We start from the raw sequence: 15095 nt of genomic DNA, 5'->3' as shown, positions 1-15095 counted from the left end.
CGCCTTTCGCCCCGCCGGTCGTCCCGGTCGATCCCGCCTGTCCTTGCATTAGGAGGTAACGCGGAGCGTCAGTTCGCGAAGCTGGCGGCCGGTGGTAGTGATGTCGTATCGGCGCGCGTTGTTGAGAGATGCCTTGGTCAGGGCCTTGCGCCGGTGGAAGTCCCGGCCCATCTCGTCTAGGGCCACGGCCAGCGAGCGTGGGTCGCCAGGAGAGTAGGGAATGCCAGCGCTCCCGAGGATTTCCCTCACACCGGGAAGATCGGAGTAGGCGACCGGGAGTCCGTGGGCTTGGGCCTCGATGAGGACGAGCCCGAAAGCCTCCAGACCTCTGGTCGTGAAGACGAAGGCGTCGAAGTTCGGCAGACGGCGCCACAGTTCGGCGCGGGGCAGGAACGGATCAAAGTGGACCCGGTCCCGCAGCCCGAGTTCGATAGCCCGCTGCTCCAGATGCTCCCGTAGGGGTCCTTTGCCGATCACGGTCAAGTGGTGCGGCTGATCGGTCAATACGAGGGCTTCGACGGCGGTGATCGTGGATTTGTTTTCGTCCAGGCGACCGGCGTGCACCAGAGACAGGGGGCCGATTCCAGTAGGCGGTTGATCGCGTACCCGGGCATCGCTCAAACGGATGCCCCACGGGATGACGGTGAGTCGATCGGTGAATCGGCGTCCGGTGAGACGGTCGATGCGGTCGGCGAGTGCGGAGGTCGGGGCGACGATCGCGGCGCTTGCGGCAGCAACTTCATTCATAGCCTCGCGTTCCGATGCGCTGCGCTCGGCCACCATCACGTCTGGGCCGTGGGCGATGGCGATGATCGGGGTGTTGCCGGCGGTTCGGGTGAAGGCCAGGCTGAGAGCGAACCCGAGGTACTGGGCGTGAATGGCGTTCGGCTGGATCTTCTCGATGAGCGCACCGACCTCACGCGTCAACTCGTCAACGTATGGGTCGAAGTCGGGGCCGTGAGGGCGTTTCGTCGTGGAGAGGACGATCAGATGATCGAACGCGGCCGTCCAAGCCTGATCGACCGGCGCCCTGCCCAGGAAGGTCGTGTGGATGTCAGGCATCGCGCTGTAGAGATCGTTGACGAGGATCATGCTCCCCGACGAAGGCACGGAGGTGCGGTTGATGCCGGTCACGATGTTCAGGAGGTTGGAGGTCATGCTGAAACTCCATTAATGGATGCCCGTTGGGTGGGAATCGGAGATCGGGCTCCCAGGGCCACCTCGACTCGTGAGTCAGCGGTGGCGTTTCGCATCTCGCGCTGACGAGGTGGCGCCCACCACGACGCCAGGTGCGGCGTGAAGACGGCCGAGACCTCGTCGGCCGGATGTAAGTGGCCCTTACTGTCCTGTTCTGCCGTCCATGCTCTGACTGCCGACCTGGGGTAGACGGGATTTATCCCTATCTCTCCTTTGGGGAGGACTCCGTTGAAGGGTGTGGGTATTCCCTCGCTGTTCCAGTAATCCCATGCCTCAAGAGCCTTGGCTTTCTCGAAGCAGTGGTAGAGCTGCTGGTAGCGCGGCAGGTACCGGATCTCGCGGAAGATCATCTGGCCGATCAGTCCAGGCGCGACGTTCCGGATCGTGCTGAGATCAGCGCCCAGGAAGGTGACCGACGCCGCATCCTGGGACGGGTGCAGCGCGATCCGGGCGAACAGGTGGGACAGTCGTCGCCGGACGTACTCGGCGACTCCCGGGCCGAGAGCTGGTTCCATACCTTCGATGAGCTGGACGAGCCGGTGATAGCGCGGATTGAAACGGGCCAGGTCGAACAACTGGTCCATGCCGTCCACGGCGGCGAAGGCGAGTCGTTTGTAGAGCCAGTTGTTCAGCTCTCCCGCCTGGGCATAGGTCTTGGTCTCCGGAGTAACGGAGTGGAGCATCAGGTATTCGGACAGAACCTCGAAGTACAGGTAGCCGAGGAACGGCACGTGGGCCACGGCGTCGGACAACTGGTCGATGAACTCGGGTGCCGGAGTGGCATGGCCGACGGCGTTGCGCAGGGCGACGTCGAGGAACACGGCCGAGGCACGCAGCCCGGTCAGCACGGCGTGGTCGAGCTGGTCGTTCTCGGCCAGGGTCAGGAAGCTCTGGTAACGCTCGTAGGTACGCAGGTGGATGGCACCGAGATGCAGGTAGTCGACGCCTTTGGGTCGGATCGGGGCGTCCGGGATGACCTCGAAGACCATGGGCATGGTGGAAGGCTTCGTCCGCATCAGGTAGGCGCCGAGGTTGTGGGGGCGCAGTCCCCCACGCTGACTGATGAGAGGCGAGCAGTACAGGGCCCCGACCAGGCATCCGGTGGAGACGTGCAGCTGCCGGCTGATGCGGATGGCGTCGATGTCCTTGGTGGTGTGCAGCAGGTACATCGGCTTTCCGCTGACGAGCGCTTCGGTCATCGCGTTGTGCCGTATCAGCCAGCCGTTGGGGGTTGAGTGCTCCAGGTAGTGGCGCCAGTCGCTCTCGCTTTCGGCCAGCGAGGAAGGAATTCGACGCTGCGCGGGCATGGTGTAGTCCGTGTGGGCGTGTTCCCAATCGTCGCGCAAGACAACTCCCGATGATGGAGGATTGGCCGCGGGTCCGGGGGGATTTTCGAGAGGCTAAAGAGCCTCGACGTTCACTCCGGAAAGGCGGTTTCGGCAGTCGAGAACATAGGTTGCGTATTTCTCGATCATCTGGAGGTCGAATCGCGGGTGGTCCATGAGAAGAACCACTGCATCAGCGGCGGCCACCTCGTCCAGGGTCGCATCGACCCGGGGCACGTTCAGCTTGGTGTCGTCGCCGTCCGGGATGTTGGGTTCGGCGCCGCGGACCTCGGCGCCGAGGTCGATGAGAAGTTCGGCGACACGCGCCGAAGGGGAGTTGCGAAGGTCGGTGGCGTTGTACTTGTAGGTCAGGCCGAGCAGCAGAATCCGAGATCCACTGACGGGCATGCCGCGCTTGTTGAGTGCTTCCACGAGACGCCGGGCGACGTAGTCGGGCATGTGCCGGTTCACGTCGGCGGCGAGTTCCGCGAACCGGAACGGGACGCCAAGCTCCTGCTGGGCCTTCCACGAGAGGAACATCGGGTCAACGGGCAGGCAGTGCCCGCCGACCCCCGGCCCCGGGGTGAACCGCGTGAATCCGAAGGGCTTGGTCGCGGCGGCGTCGATTGCCTCCCAGATGTTCACGCCGAGGGAAGCAGCCAGCATCGCCATCTCATTGATCATGGAGATGTTGACGAACCGGAAGGTGTTCTCGATCAGCTTGGCCAGCTCGGCGACCTTGGTCCCGGACACCGGTACCGTGGTCTGAAAGATGCCGTCGTAGAAGCCCTTGATCGCATCGAGTGATTTGGCGTCGATTCCGGACACCAATTTCGGCGTCTCGAACGACCATCGCTTGTTTCCGATCCGCTCGGGGCTGAATCCGGCCAGGAAGTCCACCCCGCCCTTGAGGCCCGACGCCTCCTCCAGGATCGGCAGCAGCAGTTCCTCGGTAGTGCCGGGATAGGTCGTGGACTCCAGGACCACCGTCGCACCGGGGCGAAGGTGCTCGCCCAGCGTCCGGGCGCAGGACTCGATGAAGGTCAGGTCGGGCACGCCGTCCCGCAGCGGGGTCGGCACGGTGATCACCGCGATGTCGAAGCCGGCCAGCGCGGCAGTGTCGGCGGTCGCGGAGTAGGCCCCGGAGTCCAGCACTGCGCGCAGCCGCGAGGAGTCCACGTCCCTCACGTAAGACTGGCCGGCGGCGAGCTGCTGGACGCGGTGCGTGTCCACGTCGTAACCGACGACACGGTGACCCACCTCGGCGGCGCGTACGGCCAGGGGAAGCCCTACATAGCCCTGACCAGCGACAACTATCTGCATGGCAGCTCCTGCTCGATTGCGGTGCTTGAATGGACCGTCGTTCCTGATCTGGCAAGGAGAAGTGCTGTGCCCCTGGTGTCCGTCGTGATGCCCGTGTACAACTCGGCAGCCACCCTCGGTGTGGCCGTCCGATCGGTGCTCACGCAGACCCACAGCGATCTGGAGCTGCTGGTCACCGACGACCAGTCCTCCGATGGCTCCATGGACCTGCTGCGCGAGTGCGCCGAGCAGGACGAGCGCGTTCTGCCGGAGTCGGCACCCGAACGGGGCGGCGCAGGCCGGGCCCGCAACCTGGCGATCCAGCGGGCCCGCGGGGACTACATCGCCTTTCTCGACAGCGACGACATGTGGCTTCCGGAGAAGACCGAGAAACAGCTCGCCTTCGCCGCGGAAGGTGATGCGCCGCTGACGTTCACCTCGTACTTCAAGATGGACGCCGACTACGACGGTGAGAGCACCGACTGGGTCCCGAACGGGCGGGTGATCCGTGCGCGGGAGCACGTGGACTACCGCGCGATGCTGCGCCGGGACTACATCGGCGCCTTGACGGCCATGTACGACCGCAATGTCCTGGGCACGAGGCTGATGCCGGAGATGCGCAAGCGCCAGGACTACGCGCTGTGGTTGAGCATCATGCGGGACGGCTCGGAGGCCCGGGGCCTGGCTGAGCCGCTTGCGGTGTACAGGGCCCACCAGGCGGGATCGCTGTCCTCCAATAAGTTGTCGCTGGTGCAGTACAACTGGGCCCTGTACCGCGAGCACGAGCATCTGTCGGTCCCGCGGGCGACGCAGGCGCTGGCCGGCGCCGTGTGGCAGTCGCTGCGCAACTCGCGCATCTAGGTCCGTGCACGGGCTCGGGGAGCCCGGTGCGCGACCGTTTCCGGGGGTGCCCGACCGGGCTCCGCCCCGTGGCCGTGTCGCGTGCTCGGAGGCTGGACCTGGGGGCGGGACTCGGTGGGTCACCGGTGCCGTCGGTCGGCTACGCGGCTGAGCCGTCGCCGGCGCTCGCGCGCAGGAACAACTGGAGAAGCAGCCGCCGGTCGGAGACCGGGACGGTCTCCTGACCGCTGTGGAGCGCCTCCCGACCGTGCAGGAAGCGGCGCTGATTCACGATGAGGTAGTCCCCGGGCTGGAGCATGAAGGAGACCTGACCCCGGATTAGTTCCTCGGCGAGTTCCCTGGCGGCGTCGGCGTGCGCCTGGCCGAGCTCGGACCGCTCCAGCATCTTGGCGGTGAACCGGATGAACCCCTCGCCCGGGTCGGAGCCGTCCAGGATCGGGAACGGCTTGTACTCCTCGCCCACGCCGAACAGGTCGAAGAAGGTCCCGTAGTGGTAGGCCGACTCGGCCAGCAGGGCGCGGCTGGCCTCCGACAGCCGCGCCACCGCCGCGTGGGCGTCGGAGAGGATGCTGGGGCCGCCGCCGAGCGGGTCGGGGCGAACGCACAGGAGCGTGGTGAAGTCCGGGGGGAGGGTTCCGTTCACCAGGTCCATGTGGAACGCGTTGTACCCGATGCCGCTGGACTTGCCGGGGTCCTTGTCGACCTTGACCCCGATGTCCTTCCACAGGGGCCACCGCGGGAAGGGTGAGAAGGGGACGGCCACCTCGGTCGCGAAGCCCGTCGCCAGCCGCAGGAACCGGTCGTCGTCGGTCCCCAGCGCCTTGGCGAGGTTCCTCAGGCGCAGCACGGCGTAGCCGCCGCCCTCCCCGTTCAGTGCGTGGCGCAGCATCGCGGCGGTCTCCTCGAACCGAGGGGTCGCCGTCAGCTCGGTCCGATACCCCTCAATGGTGGACTGCGACAGGAACGAACCGTCCAGCTCCCAGGGCGGGAGAGAACGGTCGATCAGAGCGGCTTCGAGTTCGCTCGGGATGTCGATGAACACGCGGAGCTTCCTTCTCTCTTGGGGGTAGGGCCCGGTGCGGGGAGGAGTAACGCCGTGGGGGACGGAAACGGTGTCTGCCCACCCCGCGGCGGGAGTTGTGCTCTGCCCGCGGGCCAGGGCCGAATCGGCAACCGGGCCGCCGGGCAGAAACTAGGTGGCGCCCACCCGTTGGCCGCCAGCCGCTGCACCCCGTGCGTCTTCCTCCGCCATCGCGTGCAGCTCCTCCAGGGACACGGGGGTGACGCCGTGCAGGCTGACCACGGTGAAGTTGGCCAGCGTCCACCGGATGCGCTTGTCGCCGATGGAGACGTGCGCGAGGTCGTCCGGGTGCTTCCCAGGGGTGGGGAGCGGAGCGAGCGTGACCGGGTCGTAGACCACTCCGGCCACTCCCCAGAGCGGGGTGTACTGAACGAGCGCGGCGGCGAACCCTCGCCGCAGGTGCGGGCACGTCTGGATCGACTCAATCGCGCAGAGCGGGTGTAGAGGGGGTGCGGTGGTGGTCTCCCCCTCGGCGATCGGGACGGCTGCGCCCATCAGGTGCAGGGTCCGCTCGTCGGCCCGCGAGTCAAGAACCGACTCTCCGCACACCTGGCACAGGCTGTACCGCATCGCACGTTTCTGCCGGAGCGAGTTGAGCCGGGCGAAGTCGGGCCGGCCGCGGCCCTGCCCGAGGCCGGAGCGTACCCACAGCGCCTCGTGGCGGCGGTCGGTCACGGGGTTCTCGTCCTCGTAGCCGATGCCCTCGCCGCCGCGCCCGACGATCCGGACGACCTTCGGCTGCTCGATGGCCTCCGCAGTCCAGTGCGTGATGTAGGGAACGTGGAGGCCGTTCCAGTAGTGCTGTTTCGGCATTACAGGTCCACCTCCCCTGGCGGGAGGAGTGCGCGTACGGTCTTGCCGGGGCCGTCGTGGTGCAGGAACCAGGTGACCCGGGCGCCCAGATTTGCGAGGTGTGAAAGGCCGCGTCCCCGCTCGCCTCTCGCTGCGGCGTCGAAGTCGTGGAATGAGGGGTCGAGGTCGCTCACGTCGATGATGAGATCTCCTGCCGCGTTGACGGCGGTACGCAGGAGGAGCGTCTGCGTCTCCACGTGATCGGGCATGCCGTGGCGTACTGCGTTGTCGACCAGCCGGGCGACCACCTCGGCGGCCTGGACGATGGGTCCCGCCCAGCGGAGGGCGGGAAATATGGCCCGCGTCCACCACCGTGCCGCTCGCACGGCGCTGATGTCGCCGGGCAGTTCGGTCTGGAGGGTGACGACGATCGGCGACGGCCGCGAGACCGGCACGAGGTCTGTCCCGACGTCCTCGACAGGAGGCTGCACGGTGCGCAGCAGCTGCGGCAGGGCCCGGTAGACGATGCTCGCTTGGGTCGGCGCTCCGCCCAGCAGCTTCCGAGTCTGCTTGGCGATCTGGTCCACTTCCCAGACCTGTACGCGCAGGTCGTCCAGCGCGTACTGCTTCAGCGTCCTGCCACGGGCCAGGGCCTGGATGAAGTCGAGGACGTCAGGAGGTAGCCAACCGGCGTCCTCCGGATCCGGGGCGTCAAGGATGGCGTGGACACGCGCGCGAAAGACAAGTTCGGGTTGCCGCCCCTGCGGCCGGCTGCGTTCGGCGCCGAGCTTCGTCGCGGCCCCGGTCCAGATCGGCCCCAAGCCGGCCGTGGGAAGGGCGTGCTTCTCCTCGGCCAGCTTCCCCGTGATCTCCACGCTGCTGTGGCCCAGGGCGGCCAGGGCAACCGCGCGCCTTTCCACTTGAGTCAGAGGCATAGCGTCGTTCGGCAGCTCGGGGCGTGCAATGACAGTCACCAGCCGTCATCTCCCATCAGGTCGAGAAGCGCGAGGACGGCCAGGGCGAACCGGCGGAGATGGCCGTGTGCACCGTCGGGGCTGGGATGCTCGGCGCTCACCTGGATCAGGCACTGGATCTCATCGAGCGGGTACGGCCTCACGAGGTGCGGCACGAACTCCACGAGCGTCGTCGTCGCCTCCCGGAACCGCCTCGCGATGTCCACGATTTGGCCCGGAGCGGGGTGCGCGTGCTCGCCGAGTACGGACTCCAGGTCGTCGTACAACTCGTCGTCGATCGCCTCATGGGCGAGGGAGCGTCGCAGGCCGGCGAGGAGCACTCCTAGCGTCTCGTGATCGTTGGAGGACGGTCGGCTCAGTAACTGCGCGGCGACGTCGGCCGTCACGGCGACCATCACGATCCCCCATGGGGGGCCGCCAGGAGGCACCAGACGGTCGTGCCGTCGTCGCTGACGCCCCACTTGCCGCCGTTCTCCTGCACCAGGCCTTCAACGATCGCGAGGCCCCGACCTGACTGGTCGTTGTCATTCGCCGGCTTGGGCTGAATGCTGCCCTCCTGGCCGTCACAGACCTCAATGCGGAGAGAGCCGTCATCGAGAGCCACCCTCAGCTCGATCTCCGTGGTGCCACTGTGGAGAAGCGCGTTCGTAAGCAGCTCGGAGACGATCGTCATCACGTCGTCCACCAGCTCATCGAGGCCGCAGTATCTGAGCCGTGCTGCAGCGACCCGGCGCATGATTCCTACGCGGTGGGCGTCCTCTGCGCGGGGCGGGGTATCACCACGGCGGGGGGCGACCCTGAAGCGCTCGTTCATCACGTCGCCGTCGCGGCACGCGACCGCGCGAGGCGTCCGTACGGCTGTCGTCGCTCCGGCAACTCTGGGGGGCATGGGGGAACTCCCTGATCCATGAATGTGCACGTCCGCGCACTCTCAGCGAGGGCTGTTACGAGCGTTGCAACGGTGTGCAGACGGCTCTACCCCCAGATCGCCCTCGGTGTTTGGTGCAAAGTTGACGGTCGCCCTCTAACTTCCCTCGGTATTTCCTCGGATCTGCTAAGTACGGTCTGTACGGGGCAACTTGATGGGGACAGCGTTCTACCGTCGGGGCAGTGACGCGCAGACGGACGAATGGGAGGCAAGCGCCGTGTTGTTCTTCCGATACACGCTCGAAGCACGCGGCATACGAACCCCCGAGGACGTCCTTCCCCTCTACAGGAAGACGGCCACGAGGCTCGGCTTGGACAGCAACGTGGAGCCAGCTTCAAAGACCGTCGAGGGATGGTTCTACGACGGCAGGAAGCCGCAGCGGGCCTTTCGAGAGGTCATCGTCGAAATGCTGGGCTACAGCATCGACGACCTGTGGACCGAGGTCCCCGAAGGCACCACACCGAACTTCGCTCCGTTGACCGGCGCGTCACCGACTGCACTCCACACCGACCCCGCCGTCGGCGTGGACCTGAACGAGATGAAAAGGACGGGCGCGATGGCTGTGCAGCGCGCGAAGGAGTTCCTTCTGGGGATGGACCGCGAGGTGGTGGGCGAGGACACGCTCGGCCTCCTCGACGACGAGGTGGGGCGCCTGGTCGCCGCGTACCCGCGAGAGCCCCTCTCAACGCTCTGGCCCGACCTGCTCGAAACACAGGAACAGGTCTTCCGCCTCCTCGAGGGAGGCAGGGTTCGGCAGCTGTCGCACTTGCGTGACCTGAACGTCAAGGCGGCAGTGCTGTCGTTCCTCGTCGCCAAAGGCTTCAACGACATGGAGTCCCCGTACCAGGCGATGACTATGACCCGCGTCGCCGCCTCCTGCGCCCGGACCGCCGAACACGCTGGGCTCATTGCCCTGACCGACGGGCTCAAGTCGCTGATCGCGTACTGGGCGGACAAGCCGGAGGACGCATACCACTACGCGAGCCAAGGCGCCGCGACTGCCGCCAACCTGCGCGGAACCGTTGGGCTGTGGCTCCTCGGCCTCCGGGCCCGTGCCGCCGCAGTGTTGGGCGACGAGGAGACAGTGCGCGAAGCCAACCAGGAGGCCACCGACCGGCGAGAGCGCATCATCCCCGACGACCTCGACCAGCTCGGTGGACTGTTCACGTACGCCCCTGAAAAGCAGCTCTACTACACGGTGGAGGCCGAGGCGCTCCTCGGCCACGGCGACGCCCAACTCGCGGCGCAGGCAGAGGAAGCCGTACGGGGATTCAGCGACCCGAGCTCCCCGAACTGGGCGTTCGGGGACCTTGCCGGATCGCAATGCGACCTGGCGCTAATCCGCCTCTTCAGCGGTGACTTGGACGGCGCTGCCGCCGCCATTCGCCCCGTGCTGGACCTGCCCAGCACTCACCGGAACAACGGCATCATCGTCTCAGCGCAGCGCGTACGCCAGGCGCTGTTGCACAGCCCGGCGCGCACGGCCGTCGTCGCCCGCGACCTCCGTGCGGAGATCGCGGCCTTCCCAGCCAATCGGCCAGCCCTCCCTCGGGGATAGGGTCCGGCCATGTACCCGGTCACGCGCACCAGCCCACGACTCGCCCTCCGCGAACTCGGCATCCAGGACGTCGACGCGGTGCTCGCCATCTACGGGAGCCCCGAGGCCACGGAGCACCTGTCGTTCGAGCCGCGCACTCGCGAGCAGGTCGGCGACATCGTGGCCCGGTCCATTGCCTCGGCCACAGCGGAGCCGCGCAGCGAGTACGCGCTCGCCGTCGTCGAGCGGGATACGAACGAACTGATCGGGTTCGGTCGGCTCGCCATGGACCCGCACCAGCAGCGCGCGGCCACGTTCGGCTTCGCGCTGCGCCCAGATGCCTGGGGCGTTGGCTACGGCCTCGAGACTGTTCGCCTCCTCCTCGGGCTCGGGTTCGAGGACCTAGGTCTGCATCGCGTCTGGGGCGCACGCTCCCCACTCAACGAGGCATCAGCGAAGACGATGACGGCGGCGGGCATGGTCGAGGAAGGCACCATTCGCGGCCACATCAGGAAAGCCGGCCGATGGCGTGACTCGGTCGTGCACGCGATGCTCGAGGACGAATGGAGAGCGGTGAGCCGGTGACCTCCAGCCGCCGGGAACGAGTCGCGCAAGGCCCCGACGTGCTGTTCTGCTACGGCACGCTTCAGTTTGATGCTGTCCTGAAAGGTCTGTTGGGGCGAATACCCGCACGCACACCCGTCTCCGCACCGGAATGGCGCGCCGCCGCACTGGCTGGCCGCGTCTATCCCGGACTGGTCGCGTACTCACACGGTGGCTCGGCGCCCGGCGTGCTGCTGACCGACCTGACCGACGGAGAGTGGGAAATCCTCGACGCATTCGAGGATGACCGGTACGAGCTGCGGGAAGTCGTGCTCTCCACCGGCCAACGCGGATGGACGTACGTATGGCCGGGTGGGGACGTCTTGGCGGAAGACTGGGGCGCCGCCGCCTTCGAGGTCCAACACCTCCAGGCGTACGCCGATCGGTGTGCGCGGATCGGGCCAAGACTGGCCGCGGGACTACCGAAGGGCGAGTAGCCCAAGCGGCACCCGAGGCGGCCGGGTCCTTGGATGCCGCGTCAGTCCGCCGCCGCCGCTGGATTGTGTACTGGGACCTTGTCGAACGGGTCCCTCTTCGCCTTCTGCGCCGGACGGTTGTAGACGGTGCGGGGGATGGAAGCCCCTTGGCCCAGCGGCCGGCTTCCTCAAGCTCGTCATCGGTGGCGTCGTTCTGGGCCAGGTCAGTGGCGCCGCCTGCGCGGAGACCTTGGGAACTGACCGGTCGGCCGTCGGTCACCAGACGGGCCGCTGAGAACCAGAGCTGCACACGCTCATTGAGGCGTGTGGCCGCGCAGGCGCTCGCCCCGCACGGTGGCGGTCTTCGCCCTGGTCTCGCGCGAGGCGACGGCGCTCTTGAGGACGTGCCGGAACACGGGCCCCGTCGTGATGCCCTGCTCGGCGAGGTATCCAAGCCACCGGCGGAGCAGACGACCGCCGAGCTGCTGTGGCGGCGCGCGTCTCCCCGGGTGAGGTGCGTGACCGGCCCGCGATCCGGCAGATCGTCGGTAACTCCGGTCCCATCACCCGCGGGTGACGCGTACGGGAGCTGGTAGCGGCTGTGGGCTCGGTGGCCTGACAGGTCCTCGACGATGCCTCATCCGAGCCCCCGCCATGGACACCCTCGGCCTATCGCGACGGCTCCTCCACCTACGAACGCTTCAAGGCCGGCTACGTCTCGGGCGCCTACCACGGCCCGTCCCTGCGCAAGGAGCGCGACGACGAGCCGCTCGCCCAGCCCTATCCGACGTACAACACACCGCAACAGGCCGTGGCCGCGGAGGAGCCCCTCGCCACCAAGCGCGAGACCGGACCGACCGTCATGTCCGTGATGGTCGGCCAACTCGCCACCGCCGCCCCACCGGTACGCCGGATCTGGCTGCCCCCGCTGCCCGATGCCACCACCCTGGACGCCGCCGCCGGGCCCCTCCAGGCCGGCCCGGACGGTCTGCGCCTCACCCGCGGTGACGGACCACTCCGCATCCCGCTCGGCATCCTCGACGACCCGGCCCGTCAGTGGCAGCGGCCGTGGCTGTTGGACCTGACCGTCGCCGGCGGACACGTGGCCGTCATCGGCGGCCCTCAGTCCGGCAAGACCACCCTGCTGCGCACCCTCGCCCTGTCACTGGCCCTCACCCACACCCCGTACGACGTCGCCATCTACGGCCTCGACCTCGTCGGCGGCGGCCTGTCCGCCCTGGCCAACCTGCCACACGTCGGCGGCATCGCCTCCCGCGCCGACCACGAACGCGCCGCCCGCACCGTCGCCGAGGTGCGCACCATGCTCACCCAGCGCGAGGAACTGTTCCGCGAGCGCGGCATCGATTCCATCGACCAGCTCCGTCACCTGCGCGCCCAGGGACGGCTGCCTGAACTCGGCGCCACCGACATCGTGCTGCTCATCGACGGATACGGCGCCCTGCGCGAGGAGTTCGCCGACCTCGACGATCCGGTGGCCGACCTTCTCAAACGTGGCAGCGGCTACGGCATCCACGTCGTCGCCGGCATGCTGCGCTGGAACGACGTCCGCATCGCCACCCAGTCCATGTTCGGCATCCGCATCGAGCTACGCCTGAACGACCCGGCCGACTCCACCATCGACCGCAAGCTCTCCGAAACCCTGTCCCCCGACAACCCCGGCCGCGCACTGACCGACGGCAAGCTGTTCGCGCAGGTCGCCCTGCCCCGTATCGACAACCGGCCCGCCACCGGCGACCTGGGCCCCTCCCTAGAGCGCACAGCCCGCACCATCCGCGCCTCCTGGCACGGCGAACTCGCCCCACCCGTCCGTGTACTGCCCACCCGGCTGCCCTCCGCCAAGCTGCCTACCCCGGCCACCGAACCGGCGAGGATTCCCCTCGGCGTCGACCAGGAGACCCTCGCACCGGCCCTCCTCGACCTGTTCGGTACCGACCAGCACCTGCTGATCCTCGGCGACAACGAGTGCGGCAAGACCAACCTGCTGAAGCTGATCGCCACCCAGCTCGTCGAGCGTTACGGCGACGAGGAACTCGTCTTCGGCATCTTCGACCCGCGCCGCGGCCTGCGCGGCAGCATCCCCGAGCCCTACCGCGGCGGCTACGCCCACAACGCCACACTCGCCGCCGCCCTGTCCACCGGCATCGCCACCGAGTTGGAAAAGCGTTTGCCGGAGACGGCCGACCCCGACGCGCCGCTGACCGCCGAGCCTGCCTTCACCGGACCGCGGATCGTCATCCTTGTCGACGACTACGACATCCTCACCGCCGCTGGACAACAGCCGCTTGCCCCCTTCCTGCCGTACCTGTCCTCCGCCCAGGACATCGGCCTGCACTTCGTCCTCGCCCGCCGCACCGCCGGCGCCTCCCGCGCCCTGTACGAACCCCTGCTGACCGCCCTGCGTGAAACCGGCACCACCGCACTCGTCATGACCGGCGAGCGCACCGAGGGCCAGCTCTTCCCCGGCCTGTACGCCTCCCAGCAGCCGCCCGGCCGCGGCACCCTTGTCCGACGAGGCCGCCCCCACCAGCTGATCCAGACCGCCCTGACCGCTGAAGAGGCCGACACAGAGTGACGAAGGACGTCATCGCCCTCACCCCGAAAATGCCGGACCTGCCCACCTTGCTCGCTGGTCTCTACGCCGGCGGCCCCGACCTCGGCGTGAACACCACGGCCGACGGCGCCGTCGTCCAACTCTGCGCCCCCGACGGCCGCCCCCTCGTCTCCGTGGAAGCCCCCATCCTCGTCCAGGTACCCGGCGAAACCACCCGCCTGCTGGGGCACTCCGTCGACGATGGCCCGGTGTGGTGGACCGAGGCCCGCGCCTCCACCGCCGTCGCCGAGGCCGGACGCCTCGCCGGCTCCTTCGCCGGGCGCCTGGCCACCGTCCTCGGCGGCACGGTCTGGCCCCCGGAGGCCGCCACCACGGACGTCGTCCCCCTCACCACCGACGTCTCGGCGATCCCGGTGCCCGCCACCTCCACCCCCTCCGTGGACGTCCTCACCGACTCGACAGCCGTGGTCATCCAGGACCGGCCCCTGGTCGCCATAACCAGCTGGCTCTCCGACGCCCTGCGCACCACGACCGCCACCGACCGCGCCCTCCAGATCGTCACGCCGCCGACGGCACGCCTCACCCTGCCCACCCGCACCGCCCTGCACGGCCTGCCCAACCGCTGGGTCGTCCAGGACCCAGAGCACGGCTACTACGACGGACTCTCCGGCGCCGTACTCCACTGGAAAAACGGCACCTTCACCCCCGTACACGACGACAACGGCACCCCCCGGATCGCCGAGGCCTTCACCCCCACCGCCGACTCAGGCGACCGCCAGCTGATCCTCACCCTCCGCACCCGCCACCCCGCCGACGCGGACCTCGTCCTCGGACGCGCCCTCGAAGCCGCCTTCCGGCACCTGACCATCGCCCCGCCGGCAGGATGGAGCACCGCCGAACCGGTCAACCTCCCCTGGTCCACACGCCAGCTGACCGACCTGGCCCGCTCCCGGGCACCCCGGCCCACCTGGCTGACCGCCGTTGGCCACCCCGACCGCCCGGCCATCGCCACCATCCGCATCACCCGCACCCCGGCCGGCGTCGAGGAGGACATCACCCTCACCCTCGGCTACGGCACGACCGAAACCCCGCCCCTCGACACCGTCGAGCCCCTCGCTGAAGCCCTCGCCGCCGATCACGGCCTGGTCACCATGCTCACCTCACTCCGGAGCGCCCGCCGCGACCTGACCATCCCCCCGCGCTTCGAAGTCCCGCCCATCCCCGTCTCGTTCACGCTCAGCCCCGAAACGGTCATGGACATCGGCCTCGCCCACGCCCTCCACCCACCTCTCAATGTCCGCCCTCTCCGACTCGGTCCCACCGCCAGACCCGCGTTGCACTACCCCTTGGGCGAAGGCACCGATGCTCAGTCCTGGACGACGCTCCAACGACTCACCGACCATCTCAAGGACTTTCCCGGAAGGGTGTAACTCGCGTGGAGTGATCCCGGCATCGGTGAACGGGCCTTCCACGTGCAACACGCACACGAACGCGTCCACCAAGCCCG

Annotated in this window: 14 protein-coding genes; 6 read left to right on the top strand and 8 right to left on the bottom strand. The window is 68.1% G+C overall.

What is annotated here, in order from left to right; genetic code table 11:
• Positions 1–48 precede the first annotated feature (48 nt).
• The 3 genes from ADK36_RS34965 to ADK36_RS34955 are packed head-to-tail and all read right to left on the bottom strand — an operon-like array spanning position 49 to position 3845.
• The gene (locus tag ADK36_RS34965) at positions 49–1158 is read right to left on the bottom strand and encodes a glycosyltransferase family 4 protein (protein ID WP_053200381.1); all 1110 of its coding nucleotides are present in this window, start codon (positions 1156–1158) and stop codon (positions 49–51) included.
• Complete coding sequence (locus ADK36_RS34960; protein ID WP_053200379.1) at positions 1155–2543, bottom strand: hypothetical protein; 1389 nt, start codon at positions 2541–2543, stop codon at positions 1155–1157. Before ADK36_RS34960 ends, ADK36_RS34965 begins: the two co-directional genes overlap by 4 nt.
• A gap of 54 nt (positions 2544–2597) precedes the next feature.
• Entirely contained in the window at positions 2598–3845 is a 1248-nt protein-coding gene (locus tag ADK36_RS34955) for a nucleotide sugar dehydrogenase (protein ID WP_053200377.1), read from the bottom strand.
• A gap of 66 nt (positions 3846–3911) precedes the next feature.
• Between ADK36_RS34955 and ADK36_RS34950 the strand changes: the two genes are divergently transcribed.
• Positions 3912–4685 carry a glycosyltransferase family 2 protein gene (locus ADK36_RS34950; RefSeq protein WP_053200375.1) on the top strand — a complete coding sequence of 258 codons (774 nt, stop codon included), beginning with the start codon at positions 3912–3914 and terminating at the stop codon, positions 4683–4685.
• Between the two features lie 139 nt (positions 4686–4824).
• On the opposite strand, the gene ADK36_RS34945 is transcribed toward ADK36_RS34950, so the two are convergent.
• The 5 genes from ADK36_RS34945 to ADK36_RS34925 form a co-directional block, all read right to left on the bottom strand.
• Positions 4825–5727: a TauD/TfdA family dioxygenase gene (locus tag ADK36_RS34945; protein ID WP_053200373.1), complete on the bottom strand. Its 903-nt coding sequence runs from the start codon at positions 5725–5727 to the stop codon at positions 4825–4827.
• Between the two features lie 150 nt (positions 5728–5877).
• Positions 5878–6579: a hypothetical protein gene (locus ADK36_RS34940; RefSeq protein ID WP_053200371.1), complete on the bottom strand. Its 702-nt coding sequence runs from the start codon at positions 6577–6579 to the stop codon at positions 5878–5880.
• Positions 6579–7478 carry an ATP-binding protein gene (locus ADK36_RS34935; protein ID WP_053200369.1) on the bottom strand — a complete coding sequence of 300 codons (900 nt, stop codon included), beginning with the start codon at positions 7476–7478 and terminating at the stop codon, positions 6579–6581. Before ADK36_RS34935 ends, ADK36_RS34940 begins: the two co-directional genes overlap by 1 nt.
• Before the next feature lie 50 nt (positions 7479–7528).
• A complete protein-coding gene (locus ADK36_RS34930; protein WP_234329992.1) occupies positions 7529–7927 on the bottom strand; it encodes a DUF6415 family natural product biosynthesis protein in 399 nt (132 codons plus the stop codon).
• Positions 7927–8421 (bottom strand): ATP-binding protein, encoded by a 495-nt coding sequence (locus ADK36_RS34925; protein ID WP_234329991.1) that lies wholly within the window; start codon positions 8419–8421, stop codon positions 7927–7929. Before ADK36_RS34925 ends, ADK36_RS34930 begins: the two co-directional genes overlap by 1 nt.
• A 193-nt stretch (positions 8422–8614) precedes the next feature.
• On the opposite strand from ADK36_RS34925, the gene ADK36_RS34920 reads away from it, so the two are divergent.
• From ADK36_RS34920 to ADK36_RS34900, 5 genes are all read left to right on the top strand, one after another.
• Positions 8615–10018 (top strand): hypothetical protein, encoded by a 1404-nt coding sequence (locus ADK36_RS34920; RefSeq protein ID WP_234329990.1) that lies wholly within the window; start codon positions 8615–8617, stop codon positions 10016–10018.
• Between the two features lie 9 nt (positions 10019–10027).
• Entirely contained in the window at positions 10028–10582 is a 555-nt protein-coding gene (locus tag ADK36_RS34915) for a GNAT family N-acetyltransferase (RefSeq protein ID WP_053200365.1), read from the top strand.
• Complete coding sequence (locus ADK36_RS34910; RefSeq protein ID WP_159391237.1) at positions 10579–11037, top strand: gamma-glutamylcyclotransferase family protein; 459 nt, start codon at positions 10579–10581, stop codon at positions 11035–11037. Before ADK36_RS34915 ends, ADK36_RS34910 begins: the two co-directional genes overlap by 4 nt.
• 790 nt (positions 11038–11827) lie before the next feature.
• On the top strand, positions 11828–13609 hold the full coding sequence (gene eccCb, locus ADK36_RS34905) for a type VII secretion protein EccCb (RefSeq protein WP_234329989.1): 1782 nt from the start codon (positions 11828–11830) through the stop codon (positions 13607–13609).
• A complete protein-coding gene (locus ADK36_RS34900; protein ID WP_053200361.1) occupies positions 13606–15018 on the top strand; it encodes a DUF6177 family protein in 1413 nt (470 codons plus the stop codon). The genes eccCb and ADK36_RS34900 overlap by 4 nt, the downstream gene beginning before the upstream one ends.
• The last annotated feature ends 77 nt before the right edge of the window (positions 15019–15095 follow it).

The sequence above is a fragment of the Streptomyces viridochromogenes genome, from assembly GCF_001270495.1.
GTDB lineage: Bacteria > Actinomycetota > Actinomycetes > Streptomycetales > Streptomycetaceae > Streptomyces > Streptomyces viridochromogenes_A.
The sequence above is the reverse complement of the archived record's forward strand: the minus strand, read 5'-3'. Positions and strand labels throughout refer to the sequence as shown.